General features: G+C 59.6%; 13 protein-coding genes. 4 read left to right on the top strand and 9 right to left on the bottom strand.

The features are described from left to right. Window position 1 precedes the first annotated feature (1 nt). The 3 genes from ACVBEG_RS13030 to ACVBEG_RS13040 form a co-directional block, all read right to left on the bottom strand. Complete coding sequence (locus ACVBEG_RS13030) at window positions 2-3,775, bottom strand: nitrate reductase subunit alpha (RefSeq protein WP_322178873.1); 3,774 nt, start codon at window positions 3,773-3,775, stop codon at window positions 2-4. Window positions 3,776-3,843: 68 nt separating this feature from the next. Next, window positions 3,844-5,241 (bottom strand): NarK family nitrate/nitrite MFS transporter, encoded by a 1,398-nt coding sequence (locus ACVBEG_RS13035; RefSeq protein ID WP_322178872.1) that lies wholly within the window; start codon window positions 5,239-5,241, stop codon window positions 3,844-3,846. Further along, window positions 5,219-6,523, bottom strand: a complete 1,305-nt coding sequence (locus tag ACVBEG_RS13040) for an MFS transporter (RefSeq protein ID WP_322178871.1) — start codon at window positions 6,521-6,523, stop codon at window positions 5,219-5,221. The genes ACVBEG_RS13035 and ACVBEG_RS13040 overlap by 23 nt, the downstream gene beginning before the upstream one ends. A gap of 314 nt (window positions 6,524-6,837) precedes the next feature. Between ACVBEG_RS13040 and ACVBEG_RS13045 the strand changes: the two genes are divergently transcribed. The 4 genes from ACVBEG_RS13045 (at window position 6,838) to ACVBEG_RS13060 (ending at window position 10,539) form a co-directional block, all read left to right on the top strand. Further along, window positions 6,838-8,640, top strand: a complete 1,803-nt coding sequence (locus ACVBEG_RS13045) for a HAMP domain-containing protein (RefSeq protein WP_322178870.1) — start codon at window positions 6,838-6,840, stop codon at window positions 8,638-8,640. Further along, complete coding sequence (gene narL / locus ACVBEG_RS13050; RefSeq protein WP_322178869.1) at window positions 8,637-9,284, top strand: two-component system response regulator NarL; 648 nt, start codon at window positions 8,637-8,639, stop codon at window positions 9,282-9,284. Before ACVBEG_RS13045 ends, narL begins: the two co-directional genes overlap by 4 nt. 86 nt (window positions 9,285-9,370) lie before the next feature. Continuing rightward, window positions 9,371-10,048, top strand: a complete 678-nt coding sequence (locus ACVBEG_RS13055) for a Crp/Fnr family transcriptional regulator (protein ID WP_447107807.1) — start codon at window positions 9,371-9,373, stop codon at window positions 10,046-10,048. A gap of 80 nt (window positions 10,049-10,128) precedes the next feature. Next, window positions 10,129-10,539, top strand: coding sequence for a putative zinc-binding protein (locus tag ACVBEG_RS13060; protein ID WP_447107808.1), 411 nt, complete (start codon window positions 10,129-10,131; stop codon window positions 10,537-10,539). Between the two features lie 137 nt (window positions 10,540-10,676). On the opposite strand, the gene ubiT is transcribed toward ACVBEG_RS13060, so the two are convergent. The 6 genes from ubiT to pdxH form a co-directional block, all read right to left on the bottom strand. After that, on the bottom strand, window positions 10,677-11,147 hold the full coding sequence (ubiT, locus tag ACVBEG_RS13065; protein WP_322178866.1) for a ubiquinone anaerobic biosynthesis accessory factor UbiT: 471 nt from the start codon (window positions 11,145-11,147) through the stop codon (window positions 10,677-10,679). Further along, window positions 11,141-12,031, bottom strand: coding sequence for a U32 family peptidase (locus ACVBEG_RS13070; RefSeq protein ID WP_322178865.1), 891 nt, complete (start codon window positions 12,029-12,031; stop codon window positions 11,141-11,143). Before ACVBEG_RS13070 ends, ubiT begins: the two co-directional genes overlap by 7 nt. 10 nt (window positions 12,032-12,041) lie before the next feature. Next, entirely contained in the window at window positions 12,042-13,037 is a 996-nt protein-coding gene (gene ubiU, locus ACVBEG_RS13075) for a ubiquinone anaerobic biosynthesis protein UbiU (RefSeq protein WP_219060025.1), read from the bottom strand. A gap of 131 nt (window positions 13,038-13,168) precedes the next feature. Then, a complete protein-coding gene (locus ACVBEG_RS13080; RefSeq protein ID WP_447107809.1) occupies window positions 13,169-14,404 on the bottom strand; it encodes a molybdopterin molybdotransferase MoeA in 1,236 nt (411 codons plus the stop codon). Continuing rightward, on the bottom strand, window positions 14,401-14,955 hold the full coding sequence (gene moaB, locus ACVBEG_RS13085; protein ID WP_447107810.1) for a molybdenum cofactor biosynthesis protein B: 555 nt from the start codon (window positions 14,953-14,955) through the stop codon (window positions 14,401-14,403). The genes ACVBEG_RS13080 and moaB overlap by 4 nt, the downstream gene beginning before the upstream one ends. Window positions 14,956-15,091: 136 nt before the next feature. Further along, window positions 15,092-15,739: a pyridoxamine 5'-phosphate oxidase gene (gene pdxH, locus ACVBEG_RS13090; protein WP_322178862.1), complete on the bottom strand. Its 648-nt coding sequence runs from the start codon at window positions 15,737-15,739 to the stop codon at window positions 15,092-15,094. Window positions 15,740-15,768 lie beyond the last annotated feature (29 nt).

Consider the following 15,768-nt stretch of genomic DNA (forward strand, 5'->3'; position numbering starts at 1 on the left):
CTCAGTTCTCCTCGATTTCGGTCGGCAGGGGACGCGGCAGGTCATCGCCTGTCGAACCATCGAGCCAGTCGACTTTGGCCATCTTGCGCACCACGACGAATTCATCGCGGTTGCAACCGACCGTGCCGTAATAGTTGAAACCGTAGGCTTGCTGAGCGTAGCCACCGATCATGTGGGTTGGCTTGAGCACAACGCGGGTGACCGAGTTGTGATGACCGCCACGGGTCTTGGTGGTTTCGGAACCGGGTACGTTCACGATCCGTTCCTGGGCGTGGTACATCATCACCATGCCTTCCTTGACCCGCTGACTGACCACCGCCCGGGCGGTCAGCGCACCGTTGATGTTGAAGCACTCGATCCAGTCGTTGTCTTCGATACCGGCGCGTTTCGCGTCGATCTCGGAGAGCCAGACAATCGGCCCACCACGGCTGAGGGTGAGCATCAGCAGGTTGTCGCTGTAGGTGCTGTGGATGCCCCATTTCTGGTGCGGAGTGATCCAGTTCAGGACGATTTCGGTTTCGCCGTTGCTGCGCTTGCCTTTCACCCCTTCGATGGTGCGGGTGTTGACCGGCGGCCGATAACTCATCAGCTGCTCACCGAACGCCTGCATCCACGGGTGATCCTGATAGAACTGCTGGCGACCGGTGATGGTGCGCCATGGAATCCCTTCATGAACGTTGGTGTAGCCGGCGTTGTAGCTGACGTGATCGTCTTCGAGTCCCGACCAGGTCGGGCTGGAAATGATCTTGCGCGGCTGTGCCTGAATATCGCGGAAACGAATCGCCTCGTGAGCCTTGGACAGCGCCAGATGGCTGTGGTCGATCCCGGTGAATTCCGACAGCGCGGCCCAGGCCTTGACCGCCACCTGGCCGTTGGTTTCTGGCGCCAGGGACAGAATCACTTCAGCGGCATCGATCGCCGTGTCGATTTTCGGCCGACCCTGGCTGATACCGGCTGCGCCTTCGTGGTGATTGAGCTCACCGAGGAATTTCACTTCATCGTCGGTGTTCCAATTGATGCCCTTGCCACCGTTGCCGTTCTTCTCAAGCAATGGCCCAAGGGACGTGAACTGTTTGTAAATGTTCGGGTAGTCACGCTCCACCACGTGCAAGTTCGGGGCGTTCTTCCCTGGCTCTGGAGCCACGCCGGCACTTTTCCAGTCGGTACCGCCGAATGGCTGGGCCAGTTCGCCGACGCTGTCGTGCATCAGCGGGATGGTCACCAGGTCCTTTTCAACGCCCAGATGCCCTTCGGACATGCTGGAGAACGCCTTGGCGATGCCTTTGTAGATTTCCCAGTCCGAACGCGATTCCCAGGCCGGGTCGATGGCTGCCGACAACGGGTGAATGAACGGGTGCATGTCCGAGGTGTTCATGTCGTCTTTTTCGTACCAGGTTGCCGTCGGCAACACGATGTCCGAGTAGACGCAGGTCGAGGACATGCGGAAGTCCAGCGTGGTGACCAGATCGAGTTTGCCGATAGCGCCCTCGTCCACCCATTCCGCCTCTTCCGGCTTGCAGTCGCCAACCTTGCCGATATCTTCGTTCATCACACCGTTTTTGGTGCCGAGCAGGTACTTGAGCATGTACTCGTGGCCTTTGCCCGAGGAGCCCAGCAGGTTGGAGCGCCAGATGAACATGATGCGCGGGAAGTTCACCGGGCTGTCCGGCTGTTCGCAGGAGAACCGCAGGGAACCGTCCTGCAACGACTTGACCACGTAGTCTTTGGGGTCCATGCCAGCCGCAGCAGCGTCACGGCAAATATGCAGCGGGTTGGTGTTCAATTGTGGCGCGCTGGGCAGCCAACCGGCGCGTTCGGCGCGGATGTTGTAATCCAGGGCATGTTCGGGGAACTGACTTTTATCGGCCAGCGGCGAGAGCACGTCGTGCATGCTCATTTTCTCGTGACGCCATTGCGAGCTATGGGCGTAGAAGAAACTGGTGCCGTTCATTTGCCGTGGCGGACGATTCCAGTCCAGGCCGAATGCCAGTGGCAGCCAGCCGCATTGCGGACGGAGTTTTTCCTGACCGACGTAGTGCGCCCAACCGCCACCGGTCTGGCCGACACAACCACACAGCATGAGCATATTGATCAGCCCACGGTAGTTCATGTCCATGTGGTACCAGTGATTCATCGCCGCGCCAACGATGATCATCGAGCGACCCTTGGTCTTGTCGGCGTTGTCGGCGAATTCACGGGCGATCTGGATGGCTTTCTCACGGCTGACGCCGGTGATCTGCTCCTGCCAAGCCGGAGTGCCGGGTACGCTGGCGTCGTCGTAGTCCTTGGCCACGTTAGCGCCACCGAGGCCTCGATCGATCGCCAGATTGGCCGCCGACAGGTCGAACACGGTGGCGACTTTCGCCACGCTGCCGTCCGCCAGAACCACGTTATGCACCGGCACACGCCGGTATTGCACCGCATCGCCTGCCACGTGCTGGAAGTGTTCGTGGGACTCGCCGGCAAAATACGGGAACGCCACTTCGGCTACGTCATCACCGATCAGGCTCAGTTTCAGATCGATCTCACGGCCTTCTCCGCCTTCACGGGGAAGGATGTTCCACTTGCCCTTCTCGCCCCAGCGATAGCCGATGGAACCCTGAGGGGACACCAATTCGCCGCTGACATCCAGGGCGATGGTTTTCCATTCCGGGTTGTTTTCCTGGCCGAGATTGTCGGTCAGGTCACTGGCGCGCAAGAAGCGGTCCGGCTGGTAACCGGCGCCCGGCGCCTTGTCGACCATTTGCTTGAGCAGCACCAGCACCGGCAGATCGGTAAAGCGCTTGGCGTAGTCAGTGAAATAGGCGCTTGGCTTGTCCAGGTGGAATTCTTTGAAAATTACATGGTTGAACGCCTGGGCCAGCGCCGCATCGGTGCCTTGCTTGGGGTTGAGCCACAGATCGGTGAGCTTGGCCACTTCCGAGTAATCGGGAGTGATAGCGACCGTTTTGGTGCCCTTGTAACGGACTTCGGTGAAAAAGTGCGCATCCGGGGTACGGGTCTGAGGAACGTTGGAACCCCAGGCAATGATGTAGTTGGAGTTGTACCAGTCGGCCGATTCCGGCACGTCGGTCTGCTCGCCCCAGACCATTGGCGACGCCGGTGGCAAGTCGCAGTACCAGTCATAGAAGCTCAGGCACGCGCCACCGATCAGCGACAGGTAACGCGAACCTGCGGCATAGCTGACCATCGACATGGCCGGGATCGGCGAGAAACCGACGATCCGGTCAGGGCCATATTGCTTAATGGTGTAGACATTGGAAGCCGCGATGATCTCGTTGACTTCCTCCCAGTTGGAACGAATGAAACCACCCATGCCGCGTTTGCTTTTATAGGAGTCGGCCTTGACCTTGTCCTCGACGATACTGGCCCAGGCTTCGACCGGTGCCATAGTCTGCCGCGCATCGCGCCAGAGTTTGAGCAACGGCTTGCGAATTTTCGGGTACTTGAGCCGGTTGGCGCTGTAGATGTACCAGCTGTAGCTGGCACCACGCGGGCAGCCACGGGGCTCATGGTTGGGCAGATCATTGCGGGTGCGCGGGTAGTCCGTCTGTTGGGTTTCCCACGTGATCAGACCGTTTTTGACGTAAATTTTCCAGGAACAGGATCCCGTGCAGTTCACCCCGTGGGTGGAACGCACGATCTTGTCGTACTGCCACCGCGAACGGTAGACGTTTTCCCAGTCGCGGGACTCCTTGCGGGTTTCTCCATGACCGTCGGAAAACTCGTTTTGCTTGCGATTGAAAAACCGCAGTTGATCCAGTAAATGACTCAAGGTGTATTCCTCTCAGGCTTGCCGCGGGGTCTGTGCCCCGCCCACGCAATGGTTGGATTCGGGTCGTGTCAGCAGGGCGTCGCGGCGCCCTTGCGGGCGTACCACCACCAAGTCACCACAATGCAACTCAGGTAAAAGCCGACGAACATGTAGAAGGCCATCTCCGGGCCGCCGGTCTGCGCCATCGAAGTGCCGAAGGATTTGGGAATGAAGAACGCACCGAAGGCGCCCATCGCAGAACTGAAGCCGAGCACTGCAGCCGATTCCTTGCCGGCATTTTTCATCGCTTGTTCGCGGATGGCAGGCGCTTGCCCGGCGGAGAACTTTTCATGAAGGGTGCGGAAGATCACCGGGATCATCCGGAAGGTGGAGCCGTTGCCCACGCCCGTGGTGATAAACAGCAGCATGAACATGCCGAGGAAGCCGTAGAAGTTGCCACCCGAACCGTTCTGCGGCAGAAAGTGCAATACGCCGAAGACCATGACGATCATCAGGACGAAGTTCCACAAGGTCACTTTCGCGCCGCCGAGCTTGTCCGCCAACCAGCCGCCCAATGGGCGCACCAAGGCACCGACCAAGGGGCCGAGGAAGGCGAATTTCAAGGCGATGACATCCGGGAAGGAAGTTTTGATCAGCAGCGGAAAAGCTGCGGAGAAGCCGATGAACGAACCGAAGGTTGCCAGGTACAACCAGCACATCAGCCAGTTGTGCTTGCGCTTGAAGATCACTGCCTGCTCGCTGAACGAGGCTCTGGCGCTGGACAAGTCATTCATGCCGAACCAGGCAATCAGCGTCACCGCGACAATGAACGGCACCCAGATAAACCCTGCGTTCTGCAGCCACAACTGGCTGCCGTCTGGCAGGACTTGCGGTGCCCCGCCCATGAAGCCGAACACACCAAAGGTAATCACCAGCGGCACACAGAACTGCATCACCGAGACGCCCAGGTTGCCCAGCCCGGCGTTGAGGCCCAAGGCCGTACCCTGCTGGGACTTGGGATAGAAGAAGCTGATGTTGGACATGCTCGAAGCAAAGTTGCCGCCGCCGAAACCGCAGAGCAACGCAATCAGGACAAACACACTGTAGGAGGTGCTCGGGTCCTGCACGGCAAAGCCCATCCAGATCGATGGCAGCAACAGCGACGCGGTACTCAGGGCGGTCCAGCGGCGGCCGCCGAAGATCGGCACCATAAAGGAGTAGAAGACCCGCAAGGTTGCGCCAGAGAGCCCAGGCAATGCCGCCAGCCAAAAAAGCTGATCGGTGCTGAAGCTGAAGCCAATGGCGTTCAAACGCACAATCACCGTGCTCCAGACCATCCACACTGCAAAGGCCAACAACAGCGCGGGAATGGAGATCCACAGATTACGTGTAGCGGTTTGTTTGCCGGTACGCCCCCAGAACGCGGGGTCTTCCGGGCGCCAGTCGTGAATGACCGGGCCTGAATCAGGCTTTTGCAGAACGGACATGTTCTTCTCCTTGGGCAATGCTGGAAAACGGGAATGGGGTCACTGGCGGCTGCTTACCGAGCCACGGACGTTTGCGGATTTCGCTGAAATACATCCAGGTGAGAGAGACCCAGACCACGCCATACATCAACATGAAGCAGGAGGAGCGCACGCCGGTCAGGTCCACCAGTGCGCCGAACAGAATCGGCAACACGAAACCGCCCAAGCCGCCGGCGAGGCCGACAATGCCGGACACCGCCCCCATGTTTTCCGGGTAGTCGTTGGCGATGTATTTGAAAACCGACGCCTTGCCGAACGCGAAGGCGATGCCCATGACGAACAGCAGCACAGTGAATAGCGTGGGGCTCAAGCCGATATGAAGGTTCAGCGGGCCGTTGATGGTCTGCACCTGCAATTGGGTCTGGGGATACGAGAGCAGGAACAAGCAGATCCAGCTGACCCACAACACCCACCAGGTGACGCTCTGAGGCCCCCAGCGATCCGACATCCAGCCGCCGACGGCGCGCAGTACGCCGCCGGGCAGGGAAAAGCAGGCTGCCAACAGAGCCGCGCTTTGCAAGTTGAAGCCGTATTCCTGCACGTAGTATTTGGTCATCCACAGCGCGAGGCCGACGTAGCCGCCGAAAACGATCGAGTAGTACTGGCAGTAACGCCACACCGCCGGGTCCTTCAACGCGCTTAGTTGTTCACGCAAGCTGGCGCCGGTGGCGCTGCGATGGCCTTTGTTTTCTGCGCTCAAGAACCAGAACAGCAGTGCAGTGATGAACAGGATTGCGCTGTAGACTTTCGGCACCAACTGCCAGCTGCCGGCAGCGATAAGCGCAGGAGCCAGAAACTTGGTCACCGCAGCCCCGGCATTCCCTGCACCGAAGATGCCCATGGCGAAGCCCTGATTCTCCTTGTCGAACCATTTGGCGACGTAGGCAATCCCCACTGAAAACGAGCCGCCGGCGAGGCCAACGAACAAGCCCAACGCCAAGAACTGCCAGTAGGCGGTGGCGTGGCTGATCAGATACAGTGGCGCCACGCAGGCCAGCATCAGCAGGAAGAACACGCTGCGCCCGCCGAAGCGGTCGGTCAGCAGGCCCAACGGCAAACGTACCAGCGAGCCGGTCAGCACCGGGGTTGCGGCGAGCAGGCCGAATTGGGTTTCGTTGAGCTGGAGAAGCTCCTTGATCGGCACGCCGAGCACGGCAAACATCATCCAGACCATAAAACACACGGTGAAGGCCAGCGTACTCATACCCAGCACTAGCCCTTGTTGCACACGCGGTTGGGTCACAACGCTCTCCAGTCAGTTATCCATGGCTGGAGACTAGTGAGGCGCACCCTGCAGAAAATTGACCCACATCAACGAAGCCCATGGCGGTATAAGCCTATGCTGATGGGCGCTACCTCCAAGGAGGTAGTCCAAAAAGACAATAAAACCCTATATTTATCAATATATTAACTTCGCCTTCAGACGTTTTAACCGACTGGGAGCGGCCGACAACTCTTTAGAGGTAGTGCGCCCGGGATCGGCTGCAAAACCACCCGCAGCCACCATTTGGAGTTCTACATGCCAGGTTTCCTCATCTTATTTCTGGATCGGCGCTGATGCTGCGCTGGTTGCGCAGCTCCCTGCCCGCTCGTGCGGCGCTAGCGGTAATCCTGATCGCCATCCTGGCCCTCGCCAGCTCCCTGAGCGCCGGGCTTATCGCCTGGTTCAGTCAAGGCGATGCGGCGGCCATCAACACCGCCGGTTCCGTGCGCATGGAGACCTACCACCTGAGCTGGAAACTGGCCTCTGGCGCAACCGCCGAAGAAATCTCGAGCATCACCGACAGCCTGCAACAACGGCTGGACAGCCAGTCACTCAAGGCTGTGCTGGAAGATGGCCCGGCAACCGCGCTGCAGACCAGTTACCAACAAATCCAGCAACGATGGAACGCCGATTTACGTCCGGCGCTGGAGCGTGGCGACTCGGCGTTTTTCCAGGCCAACGCCTTGCCTTTCGTCGAGCAGCTGAACCAGTTCGTCAGCCTGTTGCAGCAACAAAGCGAACACAAACAAGGCTGGCAGCAGGCAATCCAGGGCATGGCCTTGTTCACCACCATCTTCATCCTGCTGATCGGTCTGTACGAGTTGCAGTACGGCGTCGTAAAGCCCTTGCAAGAATTGGTGGATGCCACCAAGCGCTTTCGCGACGCTGACTTCAAAGTGAGGGTCAACCATCAGTCGCAAGATGAGCTGGGCCAGTTGGCCATGAGTTTCAACGCCATGGCCGAAACAATCGAAGAGTCGCACCGTACTCTGGAGAGTCAGGTCCAACAGAAGACCCTGAACCTGCAACAAGCCAATGCTGCCCTGGAACTGCTGTACCAAAGCAGCCGCAGCCTGGCTACGCGCCTGGCCAATGCCGAAGGGCTGGATGAACTGATCCGTCGCTTCCAGCAACGCCTGCCTGGCTTGCGTCTATCGCTGTGTTTACGCGGCGCGGTACAGGCACCCGCCTCGCACATGCTCGCCCTGCATGGCGAAAACCAGCGGGAAGTCTGTGCCAGCAGTGAATGCGCCACCTGCCAGAAACACACTAAATCGAGTCCGAAAACTTTCAGCATCAGCAACCAGGGCAACGAACTGGGTGAGCTCAAAGCGTATTTTGACGACGGGCATCGGGCACAGAGCTGGGAGTCCCAACTGATCCAGGCGTTGGCCAACCTGATTGGCACCTCGCTCTCGCTCAAACGTCAGCGCGAACAGGATCATCGCCTGCTGCTGCTCGAAGAACGCACCATCATCGCCCGCGAGCTGCACGACTCACTGGCCCAGGCGCTGTCGTACATGAAGCTCCAGGTCAGCCGCATGCAAACCCTGATGCGCCGTGGCGAACCGGTCGAAACCCTGGAAACCGTCACCGCCGAACTGCGCGAAGGGCTGAACAATGCCTACCGCCAGTTACGCGAACTGTTGACCACCTTTCGCTTGCAGATTCACGACGAAGGGCTGGTGCAAGAACTCAAGGACACCGCCCTGGAGTTCTCCCGCCGTGGGGATTTCCTGGTGCACCTGCACGTCGATACCCTGGCCTTTCAACTGTCGGCCAGTGAGCAAATCCACATTCTGCAAATCACTCGCGAAGCGCTGTCCAACTGCTCGCGCCACGCCCATGCGCAAAACGCCTGGCTGCAACTGCGTCAGGATGGCGAAACCGTCAGGCTCTCGGTCGAAGACGATGGTCGGGGCTTCAGCGGCAATACCGACAAGCGTGAACACCACGGCCTGACCATCATGGAAGAACGCGCCCGCAGCTTGCACGGTCAACTGCAAATATGTTCCCGAGTGCCGCAAGGCACCCTCGTCCAACTGGAATTCCAACCGGAGTTTCTCGGGCAGCAAACAGAAGGTAGCGTTTCATGAATTTGCCCCTGCGACACAGAATCCTGCTGGTGGACGATCATCCGATGATGCGTCATGGCATCCGCCAAATGCTCGAACTCGAGGATGATTTCGAGATCGTCGGTGAAGCCGGAAACGGTGAGGAAGCACTCGCGCTCATAGAGCCGTTGCAACCCGATCTGATATTGCTCGATAACAACATGCCGCAGATGAATGGCATTGAAACCCTGCGGCGGTTACGGGCCACGCACTACACGGGAAAGGTGCTGCTGTTTACGGTGTCGGACGCCGAAGATGATATTCGTGACGCGCTGCGCCTGGATGCCGATGGCTACCTGCTCAAGGACATGGAGCCCGAACTGTTGATTCAATACATTCGTGATGCATTGAACGGTGCACTGGTCATCAGCCCCGGTCTGACTCGGGTCATGGCCCAAGCACTGCGTTCACCACCACGCCAGACTGTGGTGGAACTGACCGAGCGCGAACGCCAGGTACTGAAAACCATTGCCAGCGGCTTTAGCAACAAGGTCATCGGGCACAAGCTGGGCATCACCGAAGGTACGGTCAAGGTTCACGTCAAAAACCTGCTGCACAAGCTCGGCTTGCGCTCGCGGGTAGAGGCGGCAGTGTGGGCCATGGAGCATCTGCGCAGCACCAGCTGACAGACATCCCTCTTTGGAGGTAGACCTGCGGAGGCATAGGCCGAAGGGTCCGCGAGCTCTACCATGACCGCCAGCGGAGGTACGCCATGCTGACCCACCCTTCAATCGTTTTAATCTTGCGCCGTCACCACCTGTTCAGCCAATTGCCGGAAAGGGTCTTTCAGGACGTCTGCAATCTGGCCAATCTCAAACATTTGGGCTGTCACGCCACACTCATGCACCAAGGCGATCCGGCCAAACGTTTTTTTTTGCTGGTCAGCGGTCAGATCAAGCTGCACCGGGTCACGGGTGAAGGTCAGGAAAACCTGGTGGAGATCATCCATGCCGGGCAAACCTTCGCCGAAGCCTTGCTGTTCAGCCAGGCCAGACTCTACCCGGTGAGTGCCACGGCGCTGAAGGACTGCGTGCTGGTCAGCATTGAGGGCAGCCATTACCGCAACGCCCTGGAAGATCAGCCGAAGATCTGCCTGGCGATCCTGGCGAGCATGAGCATTCACCTGCACCAGCGCCTCAAGGACATTGACACCCTGACCCTCGCCAACGCCAGCCGACGGGTCATCAATTTCCTGTTCCAGGAACGGGACCCGGTCAACGGCCAGATCGTCTTGCAGGTGTCCAAGCGTCTGGTGGCGTCGAAACTGGGGATCCAGCCGGAAACCTTCTCGCGCATTTTGCATCGTCTGGTCGAGAGCGGCCTGATCGCCATGGAGCGCCGCAATATCCGCATCCTCGCCGAAGAGGATCTGGCCGCCTACCAACAGTAGCCGCCCCCGGATTTGACCATGGTCAAGGCACAATGCTGCCAGCCTTGCACACTGGCAGAGTCCATCAGTGGAGAATGTTCATGCCCGATTCAACCCTGCCTTTGGTCTACTCCTGCTCCGGCTGTTCGAATGTCGCACAACTGGCCAACACCCTGGCCTTGCGCCTGGATCGCGCAGGCCTGGCCGAAATGTCCTGCATCGTCGGTGTCGGCGGCCATGTCGCGCCGCTGGTCAACAAAGCGCGCTCGGGACGGCGGATCCTCGCGCTGGACGGCTGCCCGCTGCAATGCGTCGAAGCCTGCCTGAACCAGCACGGCCTACACGCCAATGTGCACCTGATCCTCAGCCATCACGGCCTGCGCAAACGCTATGGCGAGGACTGCACTGAGGAGCAGAGTGATGAGTTATTCGAGGAGATTAAACGGTTGATTGGCGGAGGTGATCTTGAGGAGAAAAACCGGATGATCGTAGCCGCCGAGACGATGGCTTGAGGGTCTGGCAGGGTCTTGATGCAATGAAAATCCAATGTGGGAGAGTGTACATCTGCGAAAGATAGCCAGCTGTAAGGCCGCCTTCATCGCAGGCAATCCACACACCGAATCTGCGTAGGTCACAGCAATGCAGATTCTCACCCCGCCGCCAACCCCTTCCCTGCCCGCTCCAGATTGCGCCACAACCAAACAGGCAATACATCAGGGTCCAGGCTATCGATCAGGTTCTTCAACGCCAACCCCAATTCGGTATCCCCCTCAATCACCAGACGCCTGCGAAAAAACAGGGTGTCAGGGTCCTCCTGACGACTGGCCAGGAGTAAAAACTCCCGCCAGTTGCCACTGATGGTCACTTGCGCCTTTGCTCGCTCGGCGATCTGCAATCCCTCACGCCCCAGGGTCAGGTACCAAGACAAGCTCAGATCGGGAATCCGCAGGCACATCCAACGACCCCGTAGCAGTTCAAAACTGCCGTCGCGCAGCGGCTCGGCGAGGCAGCGATTGAGCGCTTGCTGCAACACCAACCGCTGTACGGCAAAAGGCACTCGGTGCGCCAGCGGCAACAACCGATCAGCACCTTTCAATAACCATTTTTTTCGGTTCAACACAGGCCTGCCTCCTCGACGCGCAACATGCCAGCCTGGCCATGCCAATAACCATTACAGCCCTCAACGAACAGCGGCGGCGTCTCGCCCAGGCGAACCCGTTGATAGGCGGCAATCACTTCCTCCATGCCCTGGGCTCGCGGGCTCAGGCGCAACAGATCGGCACCGCAGGCCACCAGTCCGGAATAATCAGCCAGCAGGTTGGTCACGTCGGCCGACATTGTTTGAATGCCGTTGATGGTGAACAACGGCTGGCCTTCCTGACTGCTCAAGGCCAGGCCGTCGGGGTAGTTGATGCAGCAAAACTGACAGTCGTCCTTGGGTCGGTTTTCCGCCCTGGCGGTAAAGCAGCGTGCGGAATAGGCCAGGGGCAAATGCCCATAGGCAAAGATTTCAACTTCCGGCACCTCACGTCCCAACTCGCGCACCTGCTCGATCACATCGCCAATCAGCGCCGCCGAACACTCCACCGGTGGCACCCAGCGGGTCATTCCGCAGTCCAGCAGTTGCGTCAGCGCATGGCCGTTGTACAGATTGAGTGCCGGGCCACCAACAAAGGGCAGCTTGCGCTCGGCCAGAAACTGCACCGCGCCCATGTCGTTGGCTTCCACCAGCAACTGGCCGTTGTCGCACAGGCGGCGCAGGCTGGAGAGCTCGGAGGCTGCTTCGATCAGCGTCAGGCTGGAAAGCACCATCTGCGCCTGGCTGCACTCGTGCAACTCGCGCCCCAGGCCCAGCCATTGATCCAATGAAAATGCCCGGCGTTTCGAACACACGGTTTCCCCCAGATAAATCACATCCAGAGGCAAGGCCGACATCTCGGCGTAAAAGTTACTGAGTTGCTCTTTGTCCCAATAAAACAGGACCGGTCCCAAGCTGAGCTTCATGTCCAGTCCCTCATTGCCATGATCGATGATAAGCACCCAATGTGGTCTGGCTGCCTTCGGACAAACCGGCCAGCACCTGACGCCATTCATCCTTGACCCGAAAGCTGCCCGGCGAGCCGCGATGGGCATCCAGGGCGGCGCGCCAGACGCGGGTGACTTGTTCCACATAGGCGGGGCTGCGTTGGCGACCCTCGATTTTTACCGCTTCGACGCCGATAGCCGCCAGTTCCGGCAGCAGATCCAGGGTATCGAGACTGGTAGGTTCCTCCAGCGCATGAAAGCGCTTGCCACCCACCAGAAAACGGCCTTTGCACAAGGTCGGATAACCGGCGGGTTCGTCAGGGGTGTAGCGATCGATCAGGACTTCACTGAGGCGTGCGCTCAGGCCTTGGGCGTCTTCGCTCCAGCGTACTGCCTTGGCCGGCGAACAGACGCCACACAGGTTCGGCGATTCGCCCGTGACGTAGGAGGAAAGGTGGCAACGCCCTTCGGCCATGATGCACAAGCTGCCGAAGCCAAAGACTTCAATGGGCACCGGACTGCTGGCGGCAACCTGGCGCACTTGCGTCAACGACAGCACCCGAGGCAGCACGGCGCGGCGAATACCGTAGCGCTGCGCATAGAACGTCAGCGCCGCGGCATGGGTTGCCGAACCCTGAACAGACAAGTGCAGCGCCAGTTGCGGGTGACGCTGACTGGCATAGTTGAGCACGCCAGGGTCGGCGGCGATCAGCGCATCCACGCCGAAGTCGGCGGCGCGATCCACCGCCCGCTGCCAGCGCTCCCAGCCCTTGGGCTGAGGGTAAGTATTAACCGCGACGTAGAGTTTGCGTTGATGTTGGCGAATGAACGCGACGGCGGCGTCGAACTGTTTGTCGTCCATATTCAACCCGGCGAAATGCCGGGCATTGGTGTCATCACGAAAACCGACGTAGACGGCATCGGCGCCTTGGCGCACCGCCGCTTTAAGCGCAGGCAGGTTCCCTGCCGGGCAGACCAGTTGCATGGGTAATCCTCATGAAAGAACTCGTCTCGACCCTCGGCGGATACCTGCCGTCCGCAGACTCAGAGCAGTCGAAAATGCGCTGCCAGTCTAGCGAGACCGGTAGACAGGGCATTGACGGTGATCAATTGCTATCAATGCATCAGGTCGGCGAAGGACAGGAACATGACGTTGTCATGCTTGAGAACCTGCTGCCCGCACTCGATCACGGCAAGGCCGTCAGCCCAGCAGGCGGCGCTCAACATGGCCGAACTTTGCTGAGGGTGCAGCTCCACGCTCAATTGCCCATCAGCGCCTGGGGTCAGCTTTGCCCGCAGATACTGCCGACGCTTGTTGCGCTGCAGCCAATCGAACCCGGCCGGCACGGCCAATGGCACAGGCATCACCTCAGTGACCCCCTGTGCCCTGAGCAGAAACGGACGCACGACCACCAGCGCGGTAATCAGCGCCGCCGATGGGTTGCCCGGCATGCCTATCCAGGGTTTTCCAGCGACTTCGCCAAACGCCAGCGGTTTACCCGGCTGGATTGCCAGTCGCCAAAAATCGACGCTGCCCAGCGCTTCGATGGCCTGTTTGATATGGTCTTCCTCACCCACCGATACGCCGCCAGAGGTCAGCAGCAGGTCGCACTCCGACGAAGCCAGGCTCAAGGCATGCCGGCTGGTCGCTAACTCATCGGCCATGACCCCATAGTCATGCACTTCCACGCCCCAACCGCGCAACAACGCGGCGAGGCTGTAACGATTGCTGTTGTATATCTGCCCCGGCGCCAACGGTTCGCCTGGCTCTCGCAATTCATCTCCGCTGCTGAGCAGGCACACCTGCAACGGTCGGTAGACCTCGACCTGCGCGATTCCGGCACCCGCCAGAAACCCTAGCTCTTGTGCGCGCAAACGCTTGCCCGCCTTGAGCAACAGATGCCCTTGGCGTACTTCCTCGCCCTCCTTGCGCACATGCTCGCCAACGCTTACCGGTGGGCACCAGACTTGCGCGCCCTCGACCCGGCAACGTTCTTGCGGCACCACGGTATCGGCTCCCGGTGGCAATGGCGCTCCGGTAAAAATCCGCACCGCCTGTTGCGGCAACAATGGCGAGCTGTCGCTGGCCCCTGCGGCAATCCGTCCAATCACCGACAGATAACCGCCCGCCGGTGGCAGGTCAGACGCCTTGAGGGCATAACCGTCCATGGCACTGTTGTCCCAGGCCGGCAGGTTTACCGGGGAATGGATGTCACTTGCCAACACTCGCCCCAAGGCTTGATCCAGGGGAATCTTTTGCACCGGTGGCGGCGGCCGTACCTGGCTCAGCAGGCGGCTGATGGCCTCGTCCACAGGCATCAAGTTGCCGCTGTCGCACACCGGGCCGGTCATGAGCGTGCCTCGCAGGCGTCAATCACCTGCTGCGCCTGCTGCTTCAAATGTGGCGCGAAATTACATGGGCCGGTGCGACTGTCCAGTTGCCCGAGCAGGATCTTGTCCCAGGCAGTTCGGCACGCGCCCGGTGAGCCCGGTACGCAGCACACCAGCACCCCATTGCTCATCCCGGCCAATGCCCGCGACTGCAGACTGGACATGCCGATTTCCGCCAGAGACACCTGACGAAACAGTTCACCGAACCCTTCCACATGTCTATCCAGCAAGGGCAGGACCGCTTGCGGCGTGTTGTCGCGAGGAGTGAATCCGGTGCCGCCGGTCATCAGTACCACTTGCACCTTGGGGTCGGCGATCCAGTGGGAAAGTTTTGCGCGGATCTGATAAATGTCGTCCTTGACCAGATCACGGTCGATCAATACATGCCCGGCCGTTTGCAACAAATCCGTCAGCGTCTGTCCCGAGGTGTCGGTCTCAAAGGTTCGCGTATCGCTGATGGTCAGTACGGCGATGTTCAGCGGTTGAAACGTGCGTTGCGCCAGATGGGCCATATCCAAGCCTTCCCGTAGATGAGGGTATGGCCCAGCCTGAACCGGAATCCAGATCGAGCCTATTCCTCCAAGGAGGTACCTCGACAGGGCAACGGGTCAGTGCCGGCCGGCCAAGTATCCGGACGATCTTTTGGGCTCAAGGCGCCAAACGATTTCGTTGCCACACGCCATTCTGCAAACGGTAGTCGAGACGATCATGCAGGCGATCAGCACGCCCCTGCCAGAATTCAAGCCGTTCAGGATGCAGGCAGTAACCGCCCCAATGCTCGGGTCGCGGCAACGTCTGGCCGACGAGGTGCTGTTCGGTTTCTGCCAATAAGGATTCCAGCGCTGCCCGACTCGCCACTGGACGGCTTTGCGGTGAAGCCAAGGCACCCAGACGGCTGGCCAGCGGGCGGGAGTCGAAGTAAGCATCCGAGAGCTGCGGGTCGAGCCTGGACACCTGGCCTTCAATACGAACCTGACGTTCAAGACCGGGCCAGAAAAAAGTCATGGCAGCACAGGGATTGCTCGCCAGTTGCAGCCCCTTGTCACTCTGGTAATGGCCGAAAAACGTAAAGCCTTCATCGCTGAAACCCTTGAGCAGCAGAATCCGGCAATGTGGTCGCCCCGCGCTGTCAACCGTCGCCAAGGCCATGCTATTAGCCTCGACGGGGGCACTCTCGGTCTCACGGGCTTGTTGCATCCACTGTCGGAACAAGGCCAAAGGATCGTCTATCGCCAGATCGTCTTGCAGGCCATCACGGGTGTAACTACGGCGCATTTCAGCCAGGGAAAGGGGCATGGTGGTGATCTCCAGAAGGTTCTGCCCAG

Source organism: Pseudomonas sp. GG8 (assembly GCF_052976945.1).

What these genes read in the sequence shown, in the direction of transcription:
- ACVBEG_RS13070 (WP_322178865.1), bottom strand. Translation starts at nt 12,031, where the DNA reads ATGAAGCTCAGCTTGGGACCGGTCCTGTTTTATTGGGACAAAGAGCAA.
- ACVBEG_RS13045 (WP_322178870.1), top strand. Translation starts at nt 6,838, where the DNA reads ATGCTGCGCTGGTTGCGCAGCTCCCTGCCCGCTCGTGCGGCGCTAGCG.
- pdxH (WP_322178862.1), bottom strand. Translation starts at nt 15,739, where the DNA reads ATGCCCCTTTCCCTGGCTGAAATGCGCCGTAGTTACACCCGTGATGGC.
- ACVBEG_RS13060 (WP_447107808.1), top strand. Translation starts at nt 10,129, where the DNA reads ATGCCCGATTCAACCCTGCCTTTGGTCTACTCCTGCTCCGGCTGTTCG.
- ACVBEG_RS13035 (WP_322178872.1), bottom strand. Translation starts at nt 5,241, where the DNA reads ATGTCCGTTCTGCAAAAGCCTGATTCAGGCCCGGTCATTCACGACTGG.
- ACVBEG_RS13080 (WP_447107809.1), bottom strand. Translation starts at nt 14,404, where the DNA reads ATGACCGGCCCGGTGTGCGACAGCGGCAACTTGATGCCTGTGGACGAG.
- moaB (WP_447107810.1), bottom strand. Translation starts at nt 14,955, where the DNA reads ATGGCCCATCTGGCGCAACGCACGTTTCAACCGCTGAACATCGCCGTA.
- ACVBEG_RS13055 (WP_447107807.1), top strand. Translation starts at nt 9,371, where the DNA reads ATGCTGACCCACCCTTCAATCGTTTTAATCTTGCGCCGTCACCACCTG.
- narL (WP_322178869.1), top strand. Translation starts at nt 8,637, where the DNA reads ATGAATTTGCCCCTGCGACACAGAATCCTGCTGGTGGACGATCATCCG.
- ubiU (WP_219060025.1), bottom strand. Translation starts at nt 13,037, where the DNA reads ATGCAACTGGTCTGCCCGGCAGGGAACCTGCCTGCGCTTAAAGCGGCG.